Annotated in this window: 18 protein-coding genes; 8 read left to right on the forward strand and 10 right to left on the reverse strand. The window is 62.2% G+C overall.

Annotated elements, in window-relative coordinates:
* The first annotated feature begins 57 nt into the window (after window positions 1–57).
* The gene (locus tag AC0QUY_RS06455) at window positions 58–1,545 is read left to right on the forward strand and encodes a M48 family metalloprotease (RefSeq protein ID WP_475386250.1); all 1,488 of its coding nucleotides are present in this window, start codon (window positions 58–60) and stop codon (window positions 1,543–1,545) included.
* Window positions 1,546–1,732: 187 nt separating this feature from the next.
* Here AC0QUY_RS06455 and AC0QUY_RS06460 read toward each other — a convergent pair whose 3' ends face one another.
* The 7 genes from AC0QUY_RS06460 to AC0QUY_RS06490 all read right to left on the reverse strand — a co-directional run bounded on the left by AC0QUY_RS06460 (window position 1,733) and on the right by AC0QUY_RS06490 (window position 9,658).
* Complete coding sequence (locus AC0QUY_RS06460) at window positions 1,733–1,864, reverse strand: hypothetical protein (protein ID WP_475386204.1); 132 nt, start codon at window positions 1,862–1,864, stop codon at window positions 1,733–1,735.
* A 272-nt stretch (window positions 1,865–2,136) separates the two neighbouring features.
* Complete coding sequence (locus AC0QUY_RS06465) at window positions 2,137–2,520, reverse strand: hypothetical protein (RefSeq protein ID WP_161851315.1); 384 nt, start codon at window positions 2,518–2,520, stop codon at window positions 2,137–2,139.
* Window positions 2,521–2,756: 236 nt separating this feature from the next.
* Window positions 2,757–3,551 carry a CarD family transcriptional regulator gene (locus AC0QUY_RS06470; RefSeq protein ID WP_161851314.1) on the reverse strand — a complete coding sequence of 265 codons (795 nt, stop codon included), beginning with the start codon at window positions 3,549–3,551 and terminating at the stop codon, window positions 2,757–2,759.
* Window positions 3,552–3,965: 414 nt separating this feature from the next.
* The gene (fdxA, locus tag AC0QUY_RS06475) at window positions 3,966–4,304 is read right to left on the reverse strand and encodes a ferredoxin FdxA (protein WP_161851313.1); all 339 of its coding nucleotides are present in this window, start codon (window positions 4,302–4,304) and stop codon (window positions 3,966–3,968) included.
* Window positions 4,305–4,427: 123 nt separating this feature from the next.
* Complete coding sequence (locus AC0QUY_RS06480; RefSeq protein ID WP_475386206.1) at window positions 4,428–4,697, reverse strand: RNA-binding S4 domain-containing protein; 270 nt, start codon at window positions 4,695–4,697, stop codon at window positions 4,428–4,430.
* A 79-nt stretch (window positions 4,698–4,776) separates the two neighbouring features.
* Window positions 4,777–8,223, reverse strand: a complete 3,447-nt coding sequence (locus tag AC0QUY_RS06485; RefSeq protein WP_475386207.1) for a helicase-related protein — start codon at window positions 8,221–8,223, stop codon at window positions 4,777–4,779.
* 544 nt (window positions 8,224–8,767) lie between these two features.
* Entirely contained in the window at window positions 8,768–9,658 is an 891-nt protein-coding gene (locus AC0QUY_RS06490) for a DUF3108 domain-containing protein (RefSeq protein WP_475386208.1), read from the reverse strand.
* A 329-nt stretch (window positions 9,659–9,987) separates the two neighbouring features.
* Here AC0QUY_RS06490 and rpmB point away from each other — a divergent pair, with 329 nt between their 5' ends.
* From rpmB to AC0QUY_RS06515, 5 genes are all read left to right on the forward strand, one after another.
* The gene (gene rpmB / locus AC0QUY_RS06495) at window positions 9,988–10,296 is read left to right on the forward strand and encodes a 50S ribosomal protein L28 (protein WP_161851309.1); all 309 of its coding nucleotides are present in this window, start codon (window positions 9,988–9,990) and stop codon (window positions 10,294–10,296) included.
* Window positions 10,297–10,528: 232 nt separating this feature from the next.
* The gene (locus AC0QUY_RS06500; RefSeq protein ID WP_475386209.1) at window positions 10,529–11,266 is read left to right on the forward strand and encodes a hypothetical protein; all 738 of its coding nucleotides are present in this window, start codon (window positions 10,529–10,531) and stop codon (window positions 11,264–11,266) included.
* Between the two features lie 199 nt (window positions 11,267–11,465).
* On the forward strand, window positions 11,466–12,521 hold the full coding sequence (locus AC0QUY_RS06505; protein ID WP_475386210.1) for a YaaC family protein: 1,056 nt from the start codon (window positions 11,466–11,468) through the stop codon (window positions 12,519–12,521).
* Window positions 12,521–13,039, forward strand: a complete 519-nt coding sequence (locus AC0QUY_RS06510) for a hypothetical protein (protein WP_475386211.1) — start codon at window positions 12,521–12,523, stop codon at window positions 13,037–13,039. Before AC0QUY_RS06505 ends, AC0QUY_RS06510 begins: the two co-directional genes overlap by 1 nt.
* Before the next feature lie 45 nt (window positions 13,040–13,084).
* A complete protein-coding gene (locus AC0QUY_RS06515) occupies window positions 13,085–13,918 on the forward strand; it encodes a hypothetical protein (RefSeq protein ID WP_475386212.1) in 834 nt (277 codons plus the stop codon).
* On the opposite strand, the gene AC0QUY_RS06520 is transcribed toward AC0QUY_RS06515, so the two are convergent.
* Entirely contained in the window at window positions 13,869–14,348 is a 480-nt protein-coding gene (locus AC0QUY_RS06520) for a DUF488 domain-containing protein (protein ID WP_475386213.1), read from the reverse strand. The genes AC0QUY_RS06515 and AC0QUY_RS06520 overlap by 50 nt on opposite strands.
* A gap of 204 nt (window positions 14,349–14,552) precedes the next feature.
* Here AC0QUY_RS06520 and AC0QUY_RS06525 point away from each other — a divergent pair, with 204 nt between their 5' ends.
* Window positions 14,553–15,839 (forward strand): DUF2235 domain-containing protein, encoded by a 1,287-nt coding sequence (locus AC0QUY_RS06525; protein ID WP_475386214.1) that lies wholly within the window; start codon window positions 14,553–14,555, stop codon window positions 15,837–15,839.
* Between the two features lie 1,136 nt (window positions 15,840–16,975).
* Window positions 16,976–18,097, forward strand: coding sequence for a DUF2336 domain-containing protein (locus tag AC0QUY_RS06530; RefSeq protein WP_475386215.1), 1,122 nt, complete (start codon window positions 16,976–16,978; stop codon window positions 18,095–18,097).
* Window positions 18,098–18,266: 169 nt separating this feature from the next.
* Here the strand turns inward: AC0QUY_RS06530 and AC0QUY_RS06535 are convergent, their stop codons facing one another.
* Together AC0QUY_RS06535 and AC0QUY_RS06540 are read right to left on the reverse strand one after the other, a co-directional pair.
* On the reverse strand, window positions 18,267–19,367 hold the full coding sequence (locus AC0QUY_RS06535; protein WP_475386216.1) for an LLM class flavin-dependent oxidoreductase: 1,101 nt from the start codon (window positions 19,365–19,367) through the stop codon (window positions 18,267–18,269).
* Between the two features lie 303 nt (window positions 19,368–19,670).
* Window positions 19,671–20,783, reverse strand: a complete 1,113-nt coding sequence (locus AC0QUY_RS06540) for an NADH:flavin oxidoreductase/NADH oxidase (RefSeq protein WP_475386217.1) — start codon at window positions 20,781–20,783, stop codon at window positions 19,671–19,673.
* Window positions 20,784–20,853 lie beyond the last annotated feature (70 nt).

Consider the following 20,853-nt stretch of genomic DNA (forward strand, 5'->3'; position numbering starts at 1 on the left):
GCGCGAAAAAGGGATGGGATCGACGATTCCAGTTGGATCGTGATCTTGGTGGCTGATTTGACGCATCGTGCACGACGGCGCGAAGGAAACACGGGCTGCCGCCTTCTGGCTGCGCCGGCGCTGCTGTGCGCCGCGCTGATTCTTTCTTCCTGTGGAAATCTCGGAAAACTCGAGACTGCCGCGCCGGTGGTTCCCCAGCCGAAGCCAAGCCGCATCGTCGCACAGACGCCGGCGAGCGAGCGCGAGCATGAGCGGATTCTGGCCTCTTATGGCGGCGCCTATGACGATCCGAGACTCGCGACCCTGATCGGCAAGACGGTCGACCGGCTGGTTGCGGCCTCCGACCGTCCCGACCAGGCCTATCGGGTGACCATTCTCAATTCCGGCGCCGTGAACGCCTTCGCGCTGCCGACCGGCCAGCTTTATGTGACGCGTGGCCTGGTCGCGCTCGCCAGCGACACGTCGGAACTGTCCTCGGTGCTGAGCCACGAAATGGCGCATGTGCTGGCCAAGCACGCCTCGATTCGCGAGGACCAGGCGCGGCAGGCGGCGGTGGTGACCCGTGTCGTCACCGACATGAGCAACGACCCCGACCTGACGGCGCTGGCGCTGGCGAAAACCAAGCTGACGATGGCGAGCTTCTCGCGCCAGCAGGAATTCGAGGCCGACGGTATTGGCGTCGGCATTTCAGCCCGCGCCCGTTTCGATCCCTATGGCGCCTCGCGCTTCCTTGCCGCGATGGAGCGCAACGCGGCGCTGAAGGCCGGCAAGACCTCGCTCGATCCGCGCGCGCAGGATTTCCTGTCCTCGCATCCGGCGACCCCCGAGCGCGTGCAGAACGCGCAGGCGAGCGCCCGGCAATACTCCTCGCCGCAAAGCGGCGAGCGTGACCGCGAGACCTATCTCGCCGCGATCGACAACATCGTCTATGGCGAAGATCCCAGCGAAGGCTTCGTGCGCGGGCGCCGCTTCCTGCATCCCAAGCTCGGCTTCACCTTCCAGGCGCCCGAGACGTTTACGCTCGACAATACCGCGCAGGCCGTGATCGGCGTGCGCGAGGGCGGCACGCAGGCGATGCGCTTCGACGTGGTGCGCGTGCCGGCCGAACAGTCGCTGTCCGACTACCTCAATTCCGGCTGGATGGAAGGCGTCGACAAGGGCTCGACCGAAGACCTCATGATCAACGGTTTCCCGGTCGCTGCGGCGAACGCGAACGGCGATCAGTGGCAGTTCAAGGTCTTTGCGCTTCGCTACGGCAGCGACGTCTACCGCTTCATCTTCGCCGCCAAGCAGCGCAACACCGAAAGCGAGCGCAATGCGCGCGAGACCGTCAACTCGTTCCGTCGCCTGACGATGGAAGAAATCCAGGCCGCGCGTCCGCTGCGCATCAAGGTCATCACCGTGCAGCCCGGTGACACCGTGGAATCGCTCTCCCACCGCATGTCCGGCGTCGACCGCCCGGCCGAGCGCTTCCGCATCCTCAACGGCCTCGACCAGCACGCGCAGGTCAAGCCCAGGGATCGCGTCAAGATCGTGGTGGATTAGGCTGAGCGAACGTAGCCCGGATGGAGCGCAGCGCAATCCGGGACTCGCAATCCGCGGGACTCTTGGGCTTGAGGAGCCATCCCCCGGATTACGCTGCGCTCCTCCATCCGGGCTACGGATTTACGGAACGCACAGCCGCATGCAGCAGCGCTGTTCGCCGCTTGCATCGCTTCCGCCACTCACTCAATCATGAATTGCTGGCAGCCGCCTCGCGGGCGAGACGCTCCGCCTTGAGCCGCTCGAAATTGGCCCGGAAGGCATCATCGGCCTTCCTGCGCTCGTTGAGCGCCTTCTCGGCATCCTCACGGCGCCTTTCCATCAATGCCGCTCGCTCCTCGCGAGAGCGCGGGGGTGTCGTTCGGTTTTCATAGGTCATGCATTTCAACGCGTTAGTGCGCTCAAAGTTCCCGGTAACGCGTGTAAAGTTCCCGTTCGGGGAACCCTGAAGGATCTTGCCCGCAGCAACCCCTCCGACATGATGTGTGTCGGTACTCAATGTCGGGCAACGAACTTCGGCTCAACCCACGCAGCCTCACCTACGCAGCCCTCGGCTCTTGATAGGCTTCCCGTCGCCGCGGGCTATCCGTGACCCTACCTGGAAACGACGCGCAACTGCCACCGCGACTCGAAGCTATCGTCGTCAGACATCTGCGCCTGCGCATCCATGGGGTCGCTGCGAGTGGCGACACTGACGGTGACCGTTGCCGCCGCCGCGGCTTTTGCCGCCGCCTCGGCTTTAGCTTGCGCGGGCGCCGCGGCGGGCCAGCGCAACGATGACCGCGAGATCACGGCCTTGCCGGAGTACCAGCATTTGCGGCCGTCGATCATGCGCCAGGACCAATGCCCTTTCGCCGATTTGGGCACAGCGGCGCTGCACTGCCTGACCTGCGCGGCCGGCGCGCTCAGCGGAACAAGCGTGGCCACGAAAGCCGCGATGAGAACGGCGAAAAAGATGGACTGTACCTGCCCTTTCATCGAATCCCCCTTGCGGTAGATCTAGAAGTAGTGGCCGGGACAATCTCCCGCGATTCGGGTCACAAGAGGTCGAAAACTGGCCGTTTCCGCGCCAAGGAATGGAACCGGAACTCTCGCGTTCGTTCGCGCCGACAGCGCGCTCGAAGATCTTCCGTTCGCGCAAGCACCAAACAAAAGGCCCAAACAAAAAGCCCGGTCTTTCGACCGGGCTTTTCGTTTCAGTCCTCGGGATTCTTTCAGGCGGCTTCGTCCGCCACGGCAGCATCGTCGCCGTCGGCGTCGACATCCGCCTCGTCGGCTTCGCCGTCAGCCTCGGTCGCTTCCGCCTTGGCGCCGCGGCGCGGGCTCTTGGCGAGTTGGCTTTCGATTTCCTTGACCGCTTCGGTCTCGGTCGAATGCTGCACGACAGCGATTTCGCGCGACAGGCGATCGAGCGCCGCTTCATAGAGCTGACGTTCGGAGTAGGACTGCTCGGGCTGCGATTCCGAGCGGTAGAGGTCGCGGACCACTTCGGCGATCGCGACGATGTCGCCCGAATTGATCTTTGCTTCGTATTCCTGCGCCCGGCGCGACCACATGGTGCGCTTGACGCGGGCACGGCCCTTGAGCGTCTCCAGCGCCTTCTTGACCAGCGCCGGCTCGGACAGCTTGCGCATGCCGACATTGGCGACCTTGGCGGTCGGCACGCGGAGCGTCATCTTGTCCTTCATGAAATTGATCACGAACAGCTCGAGCTTGGCGCCTGCGATCTCCTGCTCCTCGATGGCCAGGATCTGGCCGACGCCGTGAGCCGGATAGACCACGAATTCATTGGCCTTGAAGCCCTGACGCTGGGTCACGACCTTCTTCGGTTCCTCGACGCGCGGCGCGGCCGCAGCGGCCGGCTTGTGGGCGGGAGCCTTCGGCGCAACGGCAGCCTTCGCAGGAGCGGCCTTCACAGGGGTCTTTGCGGGAGCCTTGGCAGCAACTTTCGGGGCATTGGTCTTCGAACCCGTCGCTTTCGCGGCGGTCTTGGCAGTCTTTTCTGGCATCGCGCTTCTTTTGTTCTTTGAGGACTTTGTGGCCGAAACCTTCCTGGCAGCCTTTACGGACGCCTTGGCACGGCCCTTGGTTGCGCTGCGGCTGGCCGGAGCGGCTTTTTTCGTGGTCTTGGAAGCACTCTTTTTACGCGTTTTCTGTGACACAGCCTGCGCGCGGAACTGCCACGCCCCTGTTCGATTTTTACGGGTCACCCACCGGGGCCACAGGTTACGCATGGCCAGGATCGGCTTGTAATGTGCCCAATATAGCACATTTTCCGCAAAAATCAATGATTTACGCCGGGTTCCGGGCCCTTACGGGGCCGTTCCCGTCATAAGTCCGCTAACAGGGTTAAATCCAACAAGCTGGTTCGGTTCAGATTGGGGCCGAATCAGGCCCAATGAGCCCTTAACTTATCCACAGGCTTAATCGCCGGAGCCGGGCTCCTTGGAAAAATATTTCTCGAACTTGCCCTCGACACCTTCGAATTCTTTCGCGTCCGGCGGCGCTTCCTTCTTCTGGGTGATGTTGGGCCAGCTCTTGGCGTACTCGGTGTTGACCTCGAGCCACTTCTCCAGGCCCGGCTCGGTATCCGGCTTGATGGCGTCGGCGGGGCACTCGGGTTCGCAGACACCACAGTCGATGCATTCGTCGGGATGGATGACCAGCATGTTGTCGCCCTCGTAGAAGCAGTCGACGGGGCAGACCTCAACGCAGTCGGTATATTTGCACTTAATGCAGGCTTCAGTGACGACGTAAGTCATCCAACGCTCCGAAACGGATCAGTTTTCCGGGGTTTGCGTAGCGCATGCGGTGCGCTGCCGCAAGTGAAGCAGCACGCCGCTGGTAGCCGTTTTTAAGGCCTCCTGCGGGCCCGCTTCACATAGTTATTGTTTGGCGTTCTGCAAATCCTCGTAGAGCACGCGCGCAACCGTGGCGTCGCCACGTCGCTCGGAAAACCCGACCACTTTGAGGACGCGCACGCTGTGATCCAGTGCGATCGTCAGGACGTCGCCGACCTTTACCGAATGGCCCGGCGATTTTTCGCGCACGCCGTTGATACGGACGTGACCGGCTTCGACGAGGGCGGCAGCGGAGGTGCGGGCCTTCACCACCCGCGCGTGCCACAGCCATTTGTCGAGACGCTGCCGCTCCAACTTCTCTCTCGAAGTCTATCCTTTTGACGCGTTTTCTTGGACCGCGAACCGCTGCCCACTTCGCTCGAAAACGCTTTGGCTATTCCTTCCGGCCGGCGAGCTGTTCCTTCAGCGCCGCCAGCTTGGCGAACGGCGAATTCGGATCGGCCACGCGATCGCGCTCGCGCGGGTTCGCGCTGGTCGCCCATTGACGGTGCGAGGGACCAGAGTCGCGCTTGTCGCGACCGCCCTTGTCGCGTCCGCCGAAATCACGGCCGCCGCGTTCCTTGTCGCGACCACCCTTGCGCTCGCCCTTGTTGCGATCGAACTTGTCGCGCCGCTCCTCGCGATCACGGCCCTTGCCTTCAAAGCGCTCGCGGGGGGGACGGTCCTGACGCGCCTCTGTTGCCGGCGCGCCCTCTGCAGCCGGAGCCGCTGGTGCATCGGCCGGCGCGCCCTCGCGCGGCTTTCTGAATTCGTTGTGGCGACGGCCGCGGCGATGGCGCTGCTCGCGCTGCGCACCCTCACCGCCTTCGCCGCTGGCGGCCTGCGCGCCCTCGCGATGATGGCGCTGACGGTTGCGGTCGTGATGCGGACGGCGCTCGTCGGAACGCCCGCCCGGCCGCCAGACTTCGACGAGCTGCGGCTCGGCCGGCGTCTCGGATTTTGCCTCAGCCTTGGCTTCAGTTTCAGCCTTGGTTTCCGTTTCAGGCTTGGCTTCAGTTTCAGGCTTGGCTTCAGCGGATTCAGCCGGCGCTTCGGCTTCAGCAGGCGCTTCGCTCGCGGTCAAGGGCTCGGCAGCGGCTTCCGCGGCGCTGGTGACTTCGGCCGTCTCCTGTTCCGGCGGCGCGTCCAGGATCGCAGCCTCCGCCGGCGTTACCTCGGCGGGCGCCGGCGCTTCCGCGGCGAACGGCGTTACATCAGGCAGCAGCGAGGCCGACGACACCGGCTCGCTCATGACAGGCACTTCCGCCGCGACTTCTTCTGCCGGCGTCTCTGCCGTCACCTCGGCGCTTGCCTCGACCGGCGGCGTCTCTGCAGAAACCGTCTCGACAACGACTTCCGGCGCGGGCTTCGGCGGCAACGGCGGACGCTTGTCCATGCGGTAGCCGAGGGCACGCAGGATCGAGGCGAAATCCTCGCCGGCCGATCCCGTGAGCGAGGTCATCGCCTGCGTCACCACAAAGCCGCGGCCATCGAACGCGCCGGCCGGCTTTTCGCCCGGCGACGTCTCGCGCCACGCCAGCGCGGGACGAATGAGATCGGCGAGGCGTTCCAGAATATCGACGCGCACCGCGCGCTCGCCGCACTGGCGGTAGCCGAGCACGCGATAGGCATCGCGCGGCAGCGCCTTGTCCACGGGGAACGAGGTACGGCCCGAGCTTGCCAGATGCTGCGCGCCAGAGAGCGCGGACATGTCGACATTGTCCTGCTTCTCCGCCCACAGCAGCGACGCCAGCGCGCGCGCCGCGGGCTTCAGGAGCCCGGGGAAGTAGATGTGATAGGCACCGAAGCGCACGCCGTATTTGCGCAGCGTCGCGCGCGAGGCCTGGTCGAGATCCTTCATCTCGGACGAGATCTTCGAACGCTCGAGCACGCCGAGCGCTTCGACGAGCTGGAACGCGATGCCGCGTCCGATGCCCGTGATGTCCTCGGCCTTCGACAGGCCGAACAGCGGACCCAAGAGCTTTTCGATATGCGTCTTCAGCCACAGATCGAGCCGCGCCTGCACGGCTTCGCGCGGCGCGCCGGAAAGGCGCTCATCGGAAATGATGCGGATGCGCGGATGCAGCGCATCGTCGGCGGCGACGAGCTTTGCCACGGCATCGCCGGTCCAGCGGATGGTGCCGTCGGACGTCAGCACGAACTGATCGTCGGGCGCTGCCGAGAGTTTTCCGGCGCGCGCGTCGATCTCGCTCGCCAGCACCTGCTGGGCTGCGGCCTGCAACGCCTTGGCGTCCGAGCCGGCTTCCGCCGCATCGGGTGCAAAGGTAAATCCATCGAGCCGGCCGATCGCGTGGCCTTCCACAATCACTTCGCCGGTCTTGCCAATTTCCGTATTCAAAACACTGTTCTCCCGCAGGCGGCGCATCAATACACTGGTCCGCCGGTCAACGAAACGCTCCGTTAGACGTTCATGCAGCGCATCGGATAATTTATTTTCGACCTCCCGGGTGATCCCCTGCCAGTGATCGGGGTCATACAGCCAGTCCGGGCGGTTGGCGACGAAGGTCCAGGTGCGGATTTGCGCGATCCGGCCCGACAGCGTGTCGATATCGCCGGTGACGCGGTCGGCCTGGTCAACCTGGGCGGCGAACCATGCGTCCGGTATCCGACCTTTCCGCATCAGGAATGCATAAAGCGTAGTCACGAGTTCGGCATGGGCAGCCGGCGCGATCTTGCGGTAATCCGGGATCGCGCAGGCGTCCCACAGCCGTTCCACGGCAGCCGCACCGTGGGCCATGTCCCTCACCTCGCCGTCGCGGGCAGCGTGATCGAGCACGCGCTGGTCCTCGGCGATCGGCGCGCGGGTCAAGACCTCATGCCCCGGCGGCAGCGCCAGCGACACCTGCAGCGCGCCGAGCGAGGAGAAATCCAGTTTTGAGTTGCGCCACTGCAGCATTTTGACGCTGTCGAAAGTGTGGTTCTGCAGCGCGTTCACCAGCTCCGGCTCGAACGGCGCGCAGCGCCCGGTGGTGCCAAAAGTGCCGTTGCGGGTAGCGCGCCCGGCGCGGCCCGCGATCTGCGCAAACTCGGCGGGCGTGAGCCTGCGGAACTGATAGCCGTCGTATTTGCGGTCGGAGGCGAAGGCTACGTGATCGACGTCGAGGTTCAGCCCCATGCCGACAGCGTCGGTGGCGACGAGATAATCGACGTCGCCGTTCTGGAACATCGCCACCTGCGCGTTGCGTGTGCGTGGCGAGAGCGAGCCCAATACAACGGCAGCACCGCCATGCTGACGGCGGATCAACTCGGCGATCGCATAGACTTCATCGGCCGAGAACGCGACGATTGCCGTGCGCCGCGGCTGGCGCGTGATCTTGCGGTCGCCGGCGAATTCGAGCTGCGACAGCCTCGGCCGCGTGATGATGGACGCGCCCGGCAACAGCCGCTCGATGATCGGACGCATCGTCGCAGCGCCCAGCAGCAGCGTCTCGTCGCGGCCGCGGCGATGCAGGATGCGGTCGGTGAAGACATGGCCGCGCTCGAGATCGGCGGCGATCTGGATTTCATCGACGGCGAGAAAACTCACGTCGAGATCCCTGGGCATTGCTTCGACGGTCGACACCCAGTAGCGCGGATTCTTCGGCTTGATCTTCTCCTCGCCGGTGACGAGCGCGACGCTTTCAGTGCCCGCGCGATCGGCGATCTTGTTGTAGACCTCGCGCGCCAAGAGGCGCAGCGGCAGGCCGATCACGCCCGACGAATGCCCCAGCATCCGCTCGATCGCCAGATGCGTCTTGCCGGTGTTGGTCGGCCCGAGCACGGCGGTAACGCCCGCGCCGGGCGCGCGTTCGGTTGCGAACGTGGAAGGAGAGAAAGCCATTCTGTGCAGGTGTTTCTTAAAAATTCCGCCGCTTCAACCGTCATTGCGAGGAGCAACGCGACGAAGCAATCCATTCTTTCTTTGCGGCCCGATGGATTGCTTCGCTTCGCTCGCAATGACGGGAAACTGTTTCACTTTGCGACGGTGATGCGGTCGCGGCTTAAGCTCTGGAACGAGTCTGGAACGAATCGCGTCCGAATCGCTGACTCCTCCCGAGACCCGATACGTTCACCGCAACATCTCGCGCTGACACGCCCGGGGCGGCACTAGATCAAGTTTACACGGGCTCCACAAGCAACGGTTTCGGGACCAATTTCTTAAGGCACGGAGTCGAATCAGAAGTGGTCAGGAGTCAACATGATTCATGGCGGTTGCGTCGACTTCGCCGCGACCGAGCTGCGCCCCCTCGCCCCGCCCTTCGCGGGGAGAGGGTCGGGGTGAGGGGCTGTCTCCGCGAGTCCCGCTATGGAGACAGCCCCTCACCCGGATTGCTCCGCAATCCGACCTCTCCCCGCAAAGAGCGGGGCGAGGTGACTTCAAAGGCCTAATTCGTCTTCGCTACCCGTGGCGGCGTCGCGGTCGTGACAAACGACGTCGCTTCCAGCATCGCCAGGCCAAACGGCGTCGGGATGGTCATGCGGAAGGGAACCAAAATCCGGGTTCCCACGATCGGCACGAGGGTGACCTCCATCTTTCGCTCGGCGGCGAGATATTTGATCACGGGGCGATCGGGGATGTAGCCCGCGACCGGCGTGAAGTAGATGGCGCAGACCAGCGCCGGCCCGTGATAGCCCTTGTCGGCCTTCACCGTTTCCATGCGCTTGTAGTCGAGCTTGAGATCGTAGCGCAGCCTTCCGTCAAAAATCCCAGCGCCGGTGCGGCAGGAATCCGGGCTCAGCACCTCGGCATTGCCAGGCACCCGCAGCATTGAGCCGGTCATGGGATCGAGCACGCCCTTGCGGTGCGCCTCGGTGACGGGAATGCGGTCGGCATCGACCGGCGGCGCCGGGTCGATCGAAAAATCCTTCACGCCGCCGTTCGCCAGCGAAATCCGGATGGTTTCGGATTTCTTCTGCGTGGTGGTGGTCGCGGTATAGGAGTTGGGGACCAGCGCGCCGTTGAGGATCCGGCCGACGCTCGCGCCGGAGCCGCTGCCGCCGGAAAACGCCTTCAAAAGCCCCGCGGTGCCGCCCTGGGCGGTGGCGGCATACATGTCGTCGCCGATTTCGATGGTCCAGGTACCCTTGCCGACGGGAATCCCCGCCAGCGTCGCCTCATATTGCGCATCCAGCCGGCCCTGCGCGAAAGTCGCCTGCGGCGCCAGCCAGATGCACGCGGCGGTGCACAGGCCGAGCGTGAGCCTGGTGAGGGATGAAGGGGTTTTGCGGCTGGTCAATTCCTGCAGGTCCCGGGATCGGCGCGAGCTATTGTTCATTTAGGCAAAAATATCCCGCAAACAACGCGTGTTGACGCGAAAACACGCTTCACACGACCCGGTGTAAGCGCCGCCTCCGGCGGCCGAGGGTCTCAATCGCGAAAGCCATGATGTCGGCGCGGATTGCGCCCTTTATAAGGAGGGCTTAAACCGCTGGAACCCCTTATATTCCGCTCCATTCCGCCCCGCGCGGGCGGCAAAAACCTTGACCCCGTGGCCGTCTCCTCCTATACGTCCGCGGTTCCTGGAAATGGACGCGATTTTGGACCCCCGCGGCGCCCGCGAGAAGCGGCTTGGCCTAAAGGCGGGGATGGAAGAGGATTTGCAAGATGTCCCGGCGCTGCGAACTGACGGCCAAGGGCCCCCAGGTGGGCCACAAGGTGAGCCACTCGAACATCAAGACCAAGCGGCGCTTCCTGCCGAACCTGACCAACGTCACCTTCATCTCGGACGCGCTCGGCCGCAACGTGCGCCTGCGCGTCTCGACCAACGCGCTCAAGAGCGTCGACCATAATGGCGGCCTGGACGCGTACCTCATCAAGGCCAAGGCCGACGTCCTCTCCCCCCGCGCGCTGGAATTGAAGCGCGCGATCGAGAAGAAGGTCGGCAAGCCCGCGTTCGTGAAGAAGGCGAGCTAAAGCTTAGCGAAATCGGCGGATCGGAGTACGAAGCGGCCGGGTCGGAAGACCCGGCCGTTTTTGTTTTAAGAACAGCACCACTCTCTCCGTCATGGCCGGGCTTGACCCGGCCATCCACGTCTTCCTCGCCCTGTAGTCACACCGTATTTCCACGGTGTGACTACACGCGCGTACACGCTTGCCCACGCCCTCCAGTTGCCTTTGTATGGCGGCGGGTCTGGGGGGTCTTGTCATGCGTAATCTGGGAATCGTGGCGCTTTGTGCTGCCTTGGGCGGCTGCGTTTCAAACGGCGAAACCATTGCGTTTCGCGCATCCAATCCACAGCAACAATCAATGATGCGCGACGGGCAACCGGCGCTGGTCTCGCGCCAGAAGGGTTCGCTGGTGCTGGTGCGCCCGGCATCGCGCCAGTTGCAGGCGAACGGACGCCCGGTGTTCGTCGTCGGCATCAACAACCTCGGAAAACAACCGACGGAATTTCGTGTAGCCCAGGTGGAGGCCATCCAGCACGTCGGCGGCTCCGACTTCGGAATGCAGATCGTCACGTTCGAAATGCTGCAGCAGGAAGAAAAGAACCGGCAAGTGGCAGCGGCCATTCTTACGGGCGTTGCCGTTGCTGCAAACTCCTACAGCGCCTCAAACGCCGGTCGCGGCACCTACACGACACCAAGCGGCCGCACCGGCACTTTCTACAGCCCGACGGCCGCAGTGATCGCACAGAACAACGCCGCCATTCAGAACGAAGCCATGGTGGCTGCCACCGTCGAGACGGGCCAACGCAACATGGCCACGCTTGAGCAGACGGTCATCAAGGACAACACGCTGATGCCGGGCGAATGGTACGGAGGCCAGTTGCACCTTGCGCCCCCTACCGATCAGGCTGGCGGGAAGAAGAGCTATACGATTGTTATTACTGTCGGACAGGATCGGCACGTGGTGGATGTTAATCAAGGGCCGGCGGGAACGTAGATTCTACGTGCGACGCCCTCGCCCGGATTGTCGATCACGATGGTTTTGCACGCTATTGGCAAAGGCTAGCTGACGCGGCTGCCCTCGAGTCTAGCCGCCCGGCCGAAGGACCCGGATGTTTGTTGTGGGAGATCCGCCGCCACCTATTACAACTTGAAGGAGAGCAGATAAAATATCAGTATAGGGATGAGAGGAATCAATGGATATCCCGTCCAAGGATCTCCTGCCGGTTAAATGGAAGGGGCGCTTGGTTGCTCCTCATAAGGCAGTAACGGCTCCAGTGATTGGGGCTCGGAACGTTCTGACAAATAGTCCTTGGACCTACGTTGCGCTTTGGCTGAAACGAGGGCGCAAGGATAAGGCTCTACTTTACTGGCAGCAGGCACAGGAATTCTACAAGGTGTCCCTTGGATTGCCGCCACAATCCGCTCCCCTGTTGCTCTATTACGCATTCTTGAATGCCACGAAGGCGCTGTTGTCAGCCAAAGGAATTGTCTTCAACGAGCGCCACGGTGTTTCCGAGCACAGGTCTCAAGGAACGAGTGCGTCGCTGAACCACCTCGGAATAAGAGTGCAGCAACACGGCGTGCTACCTAGCTTGTCAGCGTATTATGGAGAAGCTGAGCTTGCGCGAACTCACACACTTCAAGAGCTATTCTTCAATATGGTCTTCATTCACCGAACCTACTGCCTTACTTATACATCGCAGCAAGAAATGTTCATCCCCATTGCAAATTGCGGATTTGTAGCAGACAGATCATCAAAGCGAATTTACTTCCGCGCTGACGTCACTAAGAACATTCCAATCGGAGCAGCAGCAAAGCGATTGCCTGCTCAGTTCGTTGCAGACAAAAAATTTGGCCCGCGGGCCATTCGGTCAAATGCCTATGTGAGTACTCCGCGCTCCGGCAGACTTAGCCAAACCGCGTTGAGCGCCATCGTGGACTTGAACCGTCGTCTGCGACGCGAACTTGTATTCATAAACGGCTCTGAACCGCTTTGGTATATTAAGTCGGTAACCAGAGGACCCGCGCGCATCGAACGTCAACTACCGACACTTATTCTAGGCACGATGCATAGGCTGAGCGAGATCAGTCGGTATAATCCGCCACAGATGGCCTCTCTGCTGGCGGGACAAAAGAATTGGCTACTCAGCGAATTCATCCAGATGTCCGCTGATCAGTTCGTCGACGAAATTGCATCGGAACTCACCGGCCTTCAATTCCTCATTCCCAATATACGGGCAGCGACCTGATGAAAATTTACATCGCATGCGCCCTCACGCACGTCCCGCGATCGCTATTTGACGAACACGTTGTCTTCATCCATCAGCTCGCAAAAACGTTGCGCGAGAACGATTCCAAGACGGAGGTCAAGTACGCGCTTATTAATAGCGACCCTCAACTTGGCACCAAACCCGCCGCTGAACGAGCCCGCCTCTGCTACGTGTGGGATCGAGCAATGGTGGAAGAAGCGGATCTTGTAATCGCCGAGGCCAGCTTTCCTTCGACTGGACTCGGCATCGAAATGCAGTTGGCAGAATCAAACGGTACCCCAATTATTCTGTGCTTCCGCGACTTCGGAACGAATAAGGTAAGCTCGCAGTCATACGAAAATCCTGATCACAGCCGCCATGAATTGCAGGTTGGTGAGGGATTTGTAACTTTGATGGCTCTAGGGATTCCTACCATCTTTCGGACGATTCAATATCATGGACCACAGGATGGAATTGCGCTGATCATCGAGGCTGTAAATTCCCTACGGCAAACCTGACCGGTCCAGCCGCGCTTTTGGAGCGCGTGTGACAAGGAAGCGGCAATGGCTTCGTTTGAACAGGATATTCTGATCCTTTGTAAGACCTACCCGTCACCAAGCGGAAAATACGTTGAAACATCATGTGTCGCGGGGATGGATCGAAGCGGCAAGTTGATCCGACTCTTTCCTGTACCCTTCCGCTTAATTGATGGGGCTCAGCAGTTTAAGAAGTGGCAATGGGTGAGCGCTCGAATAGATCGAGCCGTTGGCGACCGTCGACCCGAAAGCCATAAGTTATTTGTGGACACAGTGAAGTTCAACGGCCCGCCGCTTCCAACCAGCAATGCGTGGCGAGTTCGTCGCGAAGCATTGAGTAAGCTCAAGGTCTTTGCAGATTTTGCGGACCTTGATGCCGATCGAGTTGCAAACGGGACAACGCTCGGCCTTGTTCGACCAACACGGATACTCGGTCTTGATATTAGCGCAGCCTCTAAGCCAGACTGGACTGACGAGGAGAAGGCAAAACTACTTCAAAGCCAGCGCCAAGGCGGCTTGTTTGACGACACCGATGTGAAAGCACTAACGACGTTGCGGAAACTTCCTCACGATTTCCACTACCGCTACGAATGCAATAGTAGCGCTGGCGCTAGGATGTATAGACACAAGATCGTCGATTGGGAGGCTGGAGCACTATACTGGAATTGCTACCACGGTCATAACGACGGCTGGGAGCATCCATTCCGGCAGAAGCTAGAGGTATCTCTGCCAGCGGCAGACTTGATACTTCTGATGGGGACCATCCACAGATTCCCCGAACAATGGTTGATTGTTAGTCTGATATACCCACCTAAGCCGCCGATCTTAGGTCCCGATCCACAACTAACATTTTCGCTGTGAGATGAACGACTCGCGCGCCGATAATTGGCGCTGCAGCTCTCGCTACAAAGGTTCGGTGACAGAAATTATAGTCGGCCTCAAAACATATGAGGCAAGACCGCGACTGCTTCGCGATAGACGCGATGTGCGCGACTGGCACTTTCTGATCCGCGATGTAATCGAGAAAGGCACTGGTGTAAGCAGCCCAGTCTCCGTCAGATTTGTAGCGATCCCGGACCGGCTTCGGACAACCCACCTCTACGGCGTGGACATACCGCATGCCGGCGTTGGTTAGATTTCGCGCGAGCGCGTTTTTTGATAGCCCCGGCTTCCGCGAAATAGGATTTGCTCGCACATCTACGACAGTCTCCACGTCGGCTGATCGAAGCCGCGCAATAAAGGCGTCGACGCTTAGCCCCTCATAGCCAAATGTTAAAATTTCCCGCTTCACCGTGACCTGCCTCAAATGAAAAACCGTTAGTAGCCAGTAGATTGGATGACGGTTAATTCTTTGCGTATTCTGAAATTCGCATATGGGCAACAGCGATGTGCACGCTCAATCTTTCCAAGCATCACTTCTTAAATTTCACGTCGTCTCACTTCAAAGTTCCGCTATACTCGCCAAGGTAGCATCACTGTCCCCTGCGAGTCCCCCATGCGCAACATCATCATCTGCTGCGACGGCACCGGCAACGAGATTTCCGAGAACATCTCCAATGTGCTGAAGCTTTATCGCTGCCTGCGCAAGACGGAGAAGACGCAGCCGCGGCAACTCGTGTTTTACGATCCGGGGGTCGGCACGCTGGAGCGGCCGGACCCGTGGCACAAACTGAAGCAGGATTTCAACGCCATCCTGGGCCTCGCCACCGGCTATGGGCTCGATGACAACGTGCTCGCGGCCTATGGCTTCCTGGTCCACCATTACCAGGCGGGCGACCAGATCTACCTGTTCGGCTTTTCCCGCGGCGCCTATACCGTGCGGGTGCTAGCAGGGCTCATTCACAAGGTGGGCCTGATCTCGCCGGAGCAGGTCAATCTCGCAGGCTCGGGGCTCATCGCCTACAAGCAGTTCTCCTCCGACGAGGCGCCGAAGTTGCGGGCGAAGTTCAAGTCGGCCACCGATGTCGCCTCAGGCGAAGACGCGCTGCCGCAGAGCGCCTTCGACAACGCCGCGCAGTTCGCGCGCATCACCTCGACGCGCTGGCCCACCATCCGCTTCGTCGGCGTCTGGGATACGGTCGCGAGCGTGATCGTGCCGCGGGCCGATCGCTTCTATTGGCCGAGCCTGGAAGAGCTCGCGTTCACCATTGTGAACCCGAGCGTGCAGACGTTTCGGCAGGCGATCTCGATCGACGAACGGCGCTGCATGTTCCGTCTCAAGAAGTGGGACGACCCGCAGACCTTCAAGCACAACCGCTTCAACGACGCGCATGCCGAGCCGCAGGATATTCTGCAGGTGTGGTTCGCCGGCGTGCATGCCGATATCGGCGGCGGCTATCCGGAAAAGGAAAGCGGGCTTTCGAAATATCCGCTGCTCTGGATGATCGACGAGGCGACCAAATGCGGGCTGCAGGTCAACCAGGCCACCGTCAACCAGCTCGCCTGGGGCATTCAGCGCAAGGGCAGCCCGTTCTCCTATGTCGTGCCTGACATTCGCGGCGATCTGCACATCTCGCTGAAGGGCGCGTGGTGGCTACTCGAATATCTGCCGAAGAGCGCGAGCTACAAGGAATGGCCGGCGCGAAAGACGCATTTCGGCTATTACATCCCCGACGCCGAGCCGCGCTTCATTCCCGACGGCGCCGTCATCCACGAGTCGGCGCTGCAGCGCATGGACGCGCTGCCGAGCTACCGCCCGGTGAACCTGCCGCGGCAGTACGAGAAATTCCCGATGCCCGTGCCGCCGGCGCATGCCAGCGCGGAGGAGGTCGTGGCGGATTGAGGGGGCGGGATTTCGTAGGGTGGGCAAAGCGCAGCGTGCCCACCATCCATCGGCACCCGCGTCACGAATGGTGGGCACGCTGACGCTTTGCCCACCCTACGGCCTCTTCGCGGAGGAGAAACCCGCTGCGGCAATAATCTAATTTCATCAGCCGATTCAACGTGATTTGCGTCGTCCAGATCGCGCAACAAAAATATTCCGCTTTCCTTTCAAGGCAAATCACCCTCCTCTTGCGCGCATCCCGCCTCATCGAAGAGGGGCGTACGCGTCGTCACGATACGTGGAGTGCGGGGAGCGGTGGACGTGAAAGCGCACGCGCGCGCGAGGCATTGCAGGGCGGCTGATAAGGCCGTGAGCAACCAATCAGCGCAAGGACGAGCGGCGCAATCGCGTACGGCAAAACCGTGTGGTCCTGGCGCCCGTGGCTGGCGTTAAGCCGGCGGAGGATTTGTGAAGACCCGACCGGGTTTTTCAAGACCTTCAATCCGCCGGCGATGGAGGCAAAAGGAATTCGTCTCCAGGGAGAGCACGGCATAAGCCGTCAACCCATCGCGCAGGGAATGCCGGCGTGCCCCGGCTGTACCTGTATGCTCGTGTGCGCATTTTGTTAGCGCTTATTGCACACGAGACCGCGGTGGCAGCCGTCACCCGGCATTCCCTGCGCCCTCTCGATTCTTGGGGGCGTGAACGACATTGAAAGACTCGGGCGAACAGGCCGCGAGAACGCGGAGGTGCGTCTCCCCCTCTCCCGCTCTTGCGGGGGAGGGTCGGGGTGGGGGTGCTTCCGCATAACGGGACGGACGAATGGAGAACAATCAGCGCCACTTCGTAGGATGGGTAGAGCGAAGCGAAACCCATCGATCGGTACCGCGGAAGCCATGATGGGTATCGCTTCGCTCCACCCATCCTACGGGTTCCGCGGACTCGACAACCAGTCATTATGCGGAGACACCACCCCCACCCCAGCCCTCCCCCGCACGCGGGAGAGGGAGAAGACGCAGCCGCGCACCGCCCCCGCAATCCTGCGGCCCCAGTTCCGCCGCCGCGCGACCCAAATGGTTTACGAATCGTTCAACACTGCCCCCTATTCTCACCCATCTGGGGCCAGAACCGGCTTGAAACGCTCAGGACGAGCGATGCTGACACGATCGATCGCCGAGGAGGTCGAGGCGGCCATCCAGGCCGGCTCGGCGGAAAAACATCTGGATGCGCTGAAGCAGGTCACCGACCTGTTTCTGCTGTCCGCCGACGGCTATTCCGGCGAACAGATCGAGCTGTTCGGCGACGTGCTCGAACGGCTGATCCGCACCATCGAGCTGCGCGCGCTGGCCGATGTCTCCGCGCGGATTGCGCTCGCCGAAATGAGCACCCAGCTCGCCTCCATCAAGCAGGCGCCGGCTTCCGTGATCCGGCGCTTGGCGCACAATGACGAGATTACGATTGCGCGCCCCGTGCTGACCGAATCGGCGCGGCTTTCGGCCGACGATCTGATCGAACTCGCCGAGACCAAAAGCGAGCAGCATCTGCTGGCGATCTCCGGCCGCTGGTGGCTGACCGAGATCGTCACCGATGCGCTCTTGAAGCGGCATTATCCCTCCGTCAGCCGGCGGCTCGTCACCAATCCCGGCGCGCGGATGTCGGCGTCCGGCTATGCCATCGTGCTGAAGCAGGCGGAAAGCGATCCGGATCTTGCGGTCGAGACCGGCATCCGCATCGACCTGCCGGCCGAGCAGCGCCGGCAATTGCTGCAGAGCGCCACCGAGGTCGTGCGCACGCGGCTGTTGTCGCGCGCGCCGCCGCACCTGTTCGAGGAAATCCGCAGCGCGATCGCGGCCGCGTCCGTCGGCGCCAACCGCGAAATGTCGCGCACCCGCGATTTCTCCGCAGCCCGCCGCTTCGTCGCGGCGCTGGCGAAACACGGCAAGCTCAACGAGCCGGCGCTCTTGGCGTTCGCGAAAGAGCGCAAATATGCCGAGACCGTCGCGGCGCTCGCCGAACTGTCGGCGTCGAGCGTCGAGGTGATCCGCCCTGTCATGCAGAGCCTGCGCGACGACGGCGTGCTGATCCCCTGCCGCGTCGCCGGGTTGAACTGGGAAACCGTATCCGCCATCCTCGACAGCCGCTTCGCTTCGGGGAGCATGGGCCGTCACGAACTGGCGAAGGCGAAAGAGCAGTACGCCAAGCTGACGGTCGAAAACGCCCGACGTCTGCTGAAATTCTGGCAGGTCCGCGCCGCGGATGCAGCAAAGACGCATTGAGCAGCGCGAGACGACGCTGTCTCCGCCGTCATTGCGAGGAGCGACAGCGACGAAGCAATCCATCTCTCGGCATAACGGAAAAATGGATTGCTTCGCGGAGTCTGTCATCGGGCGGCGCTTCGCGCCGACCCGTTGGCTCGCAATGACGGGGAAAGAGCGGCGCGTTCAATCACGCCGCCTTCGTCAGATCCGCCTCGAGATGCTTCAGCCGCGGCATCACTTCGTGCCGCAACAGGCGCAGCGAATTGTACCACGCCTCGGGCTTGTGCTTGTAGTCGAAGCCGAACACCAGCAGCGTGCCGAAGCCGCCGACCTCATGATAGATTTTCTCGATTTTCTCGGTGACGGTCGCAGGCGAGCCCACGATCCAGTTGTTGCGGGCGCAGTATTCGGCCGTGACATCGCAGTCTGCGATGTCAGGCGTCGCCTTCAGGTAGTCCTTGAAACCGAAATGGCCGAGCAGCGGCAGGAAATATTCGGTCATCATCCGGCCCATCATGTCGCCGACCGAGAGCCGCCACGCCTCCTCGTCGGTATCGGCGATGAACACTTCGCGCACCAGCCGCCAGTCGCTGCGCTTCGGCTTGCGTCCGGTTTTCGCAGCGCCAATCTCGACCGATTGCCAGTGGCTGCCGACGTAAGCGGGATTGAGGTTGAGGCTCATCGGAATGTAGCCGCGCTCGCCCGCAAGCTTGAGCGTATCCGAGCCCTTGGAGAGGCCGGCGACGCCGATCGGCGGATGCGGCGCCTGCAGCGGCTTGAGGTGCGGCTTGAGGAAGTCGAACATCGTGTCCGGCTTGTTCACCGTCCAGAACTTGCCGGTGTAGTTCCAGGGCGCGTCCTCCGTCCACATCTTCAATATGATCTCCAGCGCCTCGCGCGTCATGTCGCGGTTCTGGCCGGACATCCCGTCGACATTGAACATCGCCCAGTCGCTCGGCAGGCCCGAGGCGGCGACGCCGAAGTTCAGCCGTCCGCCGGAGAGGTGATCGAGAACAGCGACACGGTTCGCAAGTTCGGCCGGGTGGTGATAGGGCAAGAGGAAGCCGCCGGGCCCGAGGCGGATATTCTTGGTCTGCAGAAATGCCTGCGCGAGAATGAGATCGGGCGAAGGATGCGGCTCCCAGGGCGCGGTGTGGTGCTCGCCGATCCAGGCTTCCTGGTAGCCGAGTTCGTCGAGCCAGCGCAGCGTCTGCAGGTCCCAGTCGTGACCCTCTTTCAACCCGCACTCCGGCGGATGGGACGGCATCGTGAAATATCCGATCTCCATGGGGCATCCTCGCTGTATGTTGTTGTTGAAAGCGCGTCTGTCGCGCGCAAGCGAGACCATAACACGCCTGGCGTGCGGCCGAGTTATGACGAAACGGATGGGCAGAGGTCAGGATTCGAGATCGTCGTTGCGAGCCAACGGGTCGCGCGCGAATGCCCTCCGCCGTCATTGCGAGCGAAGCGAAGCAATCCATCTATCCCCGAGTCGAAATGTGGATTGCTTCGCTTCGCTCGCAATGACGAGGAGAGAGCACTCCCTCCCCCTCGCCCCTTGCGGGAGAAGGAAGGGCGACTGCGTATGCGGCTACCTCGTCCCGAACGTCGTCGCGCCGAACAGCGCCTTTCGCGTCGAGGGCTGCGAGCGCCAGTATTGCGGCGGCGCGAACACCTCGCCGCCGAGTTCGGCGGCGGCGTGCCAACCCCAGCGCGGGTCGTAGAGCATGGCGCGGGCGAGCGCGACCATGTCGGCCTTGCCCGAGGCCACGATCTCCTCGGCCTGCCTGGCTTCCGTGATCAGGCCGACGGCGATGGTGGTGAGCCCGGTCGCCTCGCGGATCGCCTGCGCGAACGGCACCTGGTAGCCGGGGCCGAGCGGAATCTTCTGCAGTGGCGACACGCCGCCCGAGGACGCGTCGATCCAGTCGACGCCGTGCTTCTTCAGCTCATGCGCGAACTCGATGGTTTGCGCCAGATCCCAGCCGCCCTCGACCCAGTCGGTGCAGGAGACGCGCAATCCGACCGGCTTGTCGTGCGGAAACGCCGCGCGCACTGCATCGAACACTTCGAGCGGAAAGCGAATGCGGTTCGCAAGCGAGCCGCCATATTGATCGGTGCGCTGGTTGGCGATCGGCGACAGGAACTGGTGCAGCAGGTAGCCGTGCGCCGAATGCACCTCGATGGCGTCGATGCCGAGCCGCTCGGCGCGCTTCGTCGCGGCCACGAAGGCGTCGCGCACGCGGGCAAGGCCCGCGGCATCGAACGCAATCGGCGGCGTCTCGCCTTGCTTGTGCGGAATGGCCGACGGCCCCTCCGCCCGCCAGCCGCCTTCGGCCACCGGGATCAGTTGCCCGCCGTCCCACGGCGTGTGGCTCGATGCCTTGCGGCCGGCATGGGCGAGCTGCATCATCACGGCAGCCTTCGAGCGCTTGCGCACGGAAGCGAGGATCGGCTTCAGCGCGGCTTCGGTGGCGTCGTTATAGAGGCCGAGGCAGCCCGGCGTGATGCGGCCGGACGCCTCCACCGCCGTCGCCTCGATGCAGAAGATGGCGGCGCCCGACAGCGCCAGCGAATTGATATGGGTGAAGTGCCAGTCATTGGCCTCGCCATCGACGGACGAGTACTGGCACATCGGCGCCACCATGATACGGTTGGCAAGGCTGAGGCCGCGCAGCTTGATCGGGGTAAACAGAGCGCTCATGGGCTAAGTGATCCGGATCGGAGGGAAAACGACCCGCCATGTCTAGCGAGCCGCTCTCCCCTCCTCAACC

It is taken from the genome of Bradyrhizobium sp. WYCCWR15520 (genome assembly GCF_056174665.1).

What these genes read in the sequence shown, in the direction of transcription:
- AC0QUY_RS06530 (WP_475386215.1), top strand. Translation starts at nt 16,976, where the DNA reads ATGCTGACACGATCGATCGCCGAGGAGGTCGAGGCGGCCATCCAGGCC.
- AC0QUY_RS06535 (WP_475386216.1), bottom strand. Translation starts at nt 19,367, where the DNA reads ATGGAGATCGGATATTTCACGATGCCGTCCCATCCGCCGGAGTGCGGG.
- rpmB (WP_161851309.1), top strand. Translation starts at nt 9,988, where the DNA reads ATGTCCCGGCGCTGCGAACTGACGGCCAAGGGCCCCCAGGTGGGCCAC.
- AC0QUY_RS06470 (WP_161851314.1), bottom strand. Translation starts at nt 3,551, where the DNA reads ATGCCAGAAAAGACTGCCAAGACCGCCGCGAAAGCGACGGGTTCGAAG.
- fdxA (WP_161851313.1), bottom strand. Translation starts at nt 4,304, where the DNA reads ATGACTTACGTCGTCACTGAAGCCTGCATTAAGTGCAAATATACCGAC.
- AC0QUY_RS06525 (WP_475386214.1), top strand. Translation starts at nt 14,553, where the DNA reads ATGCGCAACATCATCATCTGCTGCGACGGCACCGGCAACGAGATTTCC.
- AC0QUY_RS06515 (WP_475386212.1), top strand. Translation starts at nt 13,085, where the DNA reads ATGGCTTCGTTTGAACAGGATATTCTGATCCTTTGTAAGACCTACCCG.
- AC0QUY_RS06510 (WP_475386211.1), top strand. Translation starts at nt 12,521, where the DNA reads ATGAAAATTTACATCGCATGCGCCCTCACGCACGTCCCGCGATCGCTA.
- AC0QUY_RS06490 (WP_475386208.1), bottom strand. Translation starts at nt 9,658, where the DNA reads ATGAACAATAGCTCGCGCCGATCCCGGGACCTGCAGGAATTGACCAGC.
- AC0QUY_RS06465 (WP_161851315.1), bottom strand. Translation starts at nt 2,520, where the DNA reads ATGAAAGGGCAGGTACAGTCCATCTTTTTCGCCGTTCTCATCGCGGCT.
- AC0QUY_RS06500 (WP_475386209.1), top strand. Translation starts at nt 10,529, where the DNA reads ATGCGTAATCTGGGAATCGTGGCGCTTTGTGCTGCCTTGGGCGGCTGC.
- AC0QUY_RS06460 (WP_475386204.1), bottom strand. Translation starts at nt 1,864, where the DNA reads ATGGAAAGGCGCCGTGAGGATGCCGAGAAGGCGCTCAACGAGCGCAGG.
- AC0QUY_RS06505 (WP_475386210.1), top strand. Translation starts at nt 11,466, where the DNA reads ATGGATATCCCGTCCAAGGATCTCCTGCCGGTTAAATGGAAGGGGCGC.
- AC0QUY_RS06485 (WP_475386207.1), bottom strand. Translation starts at nt 8,223, where the DNA reads ATGGCTTTCTCTCCTTCCACGTTCGCAACCGAACGCGCGCCCGGCGCG.
- AC0QUY_RS06540 (WP_475386217.1), bottom strand. Translation starts at nt 20,783, where the DNA reads ATGAGCGCTCTGTTTACCCCGATCAAGCTGCGCGGCCTCAGCCTTGCC.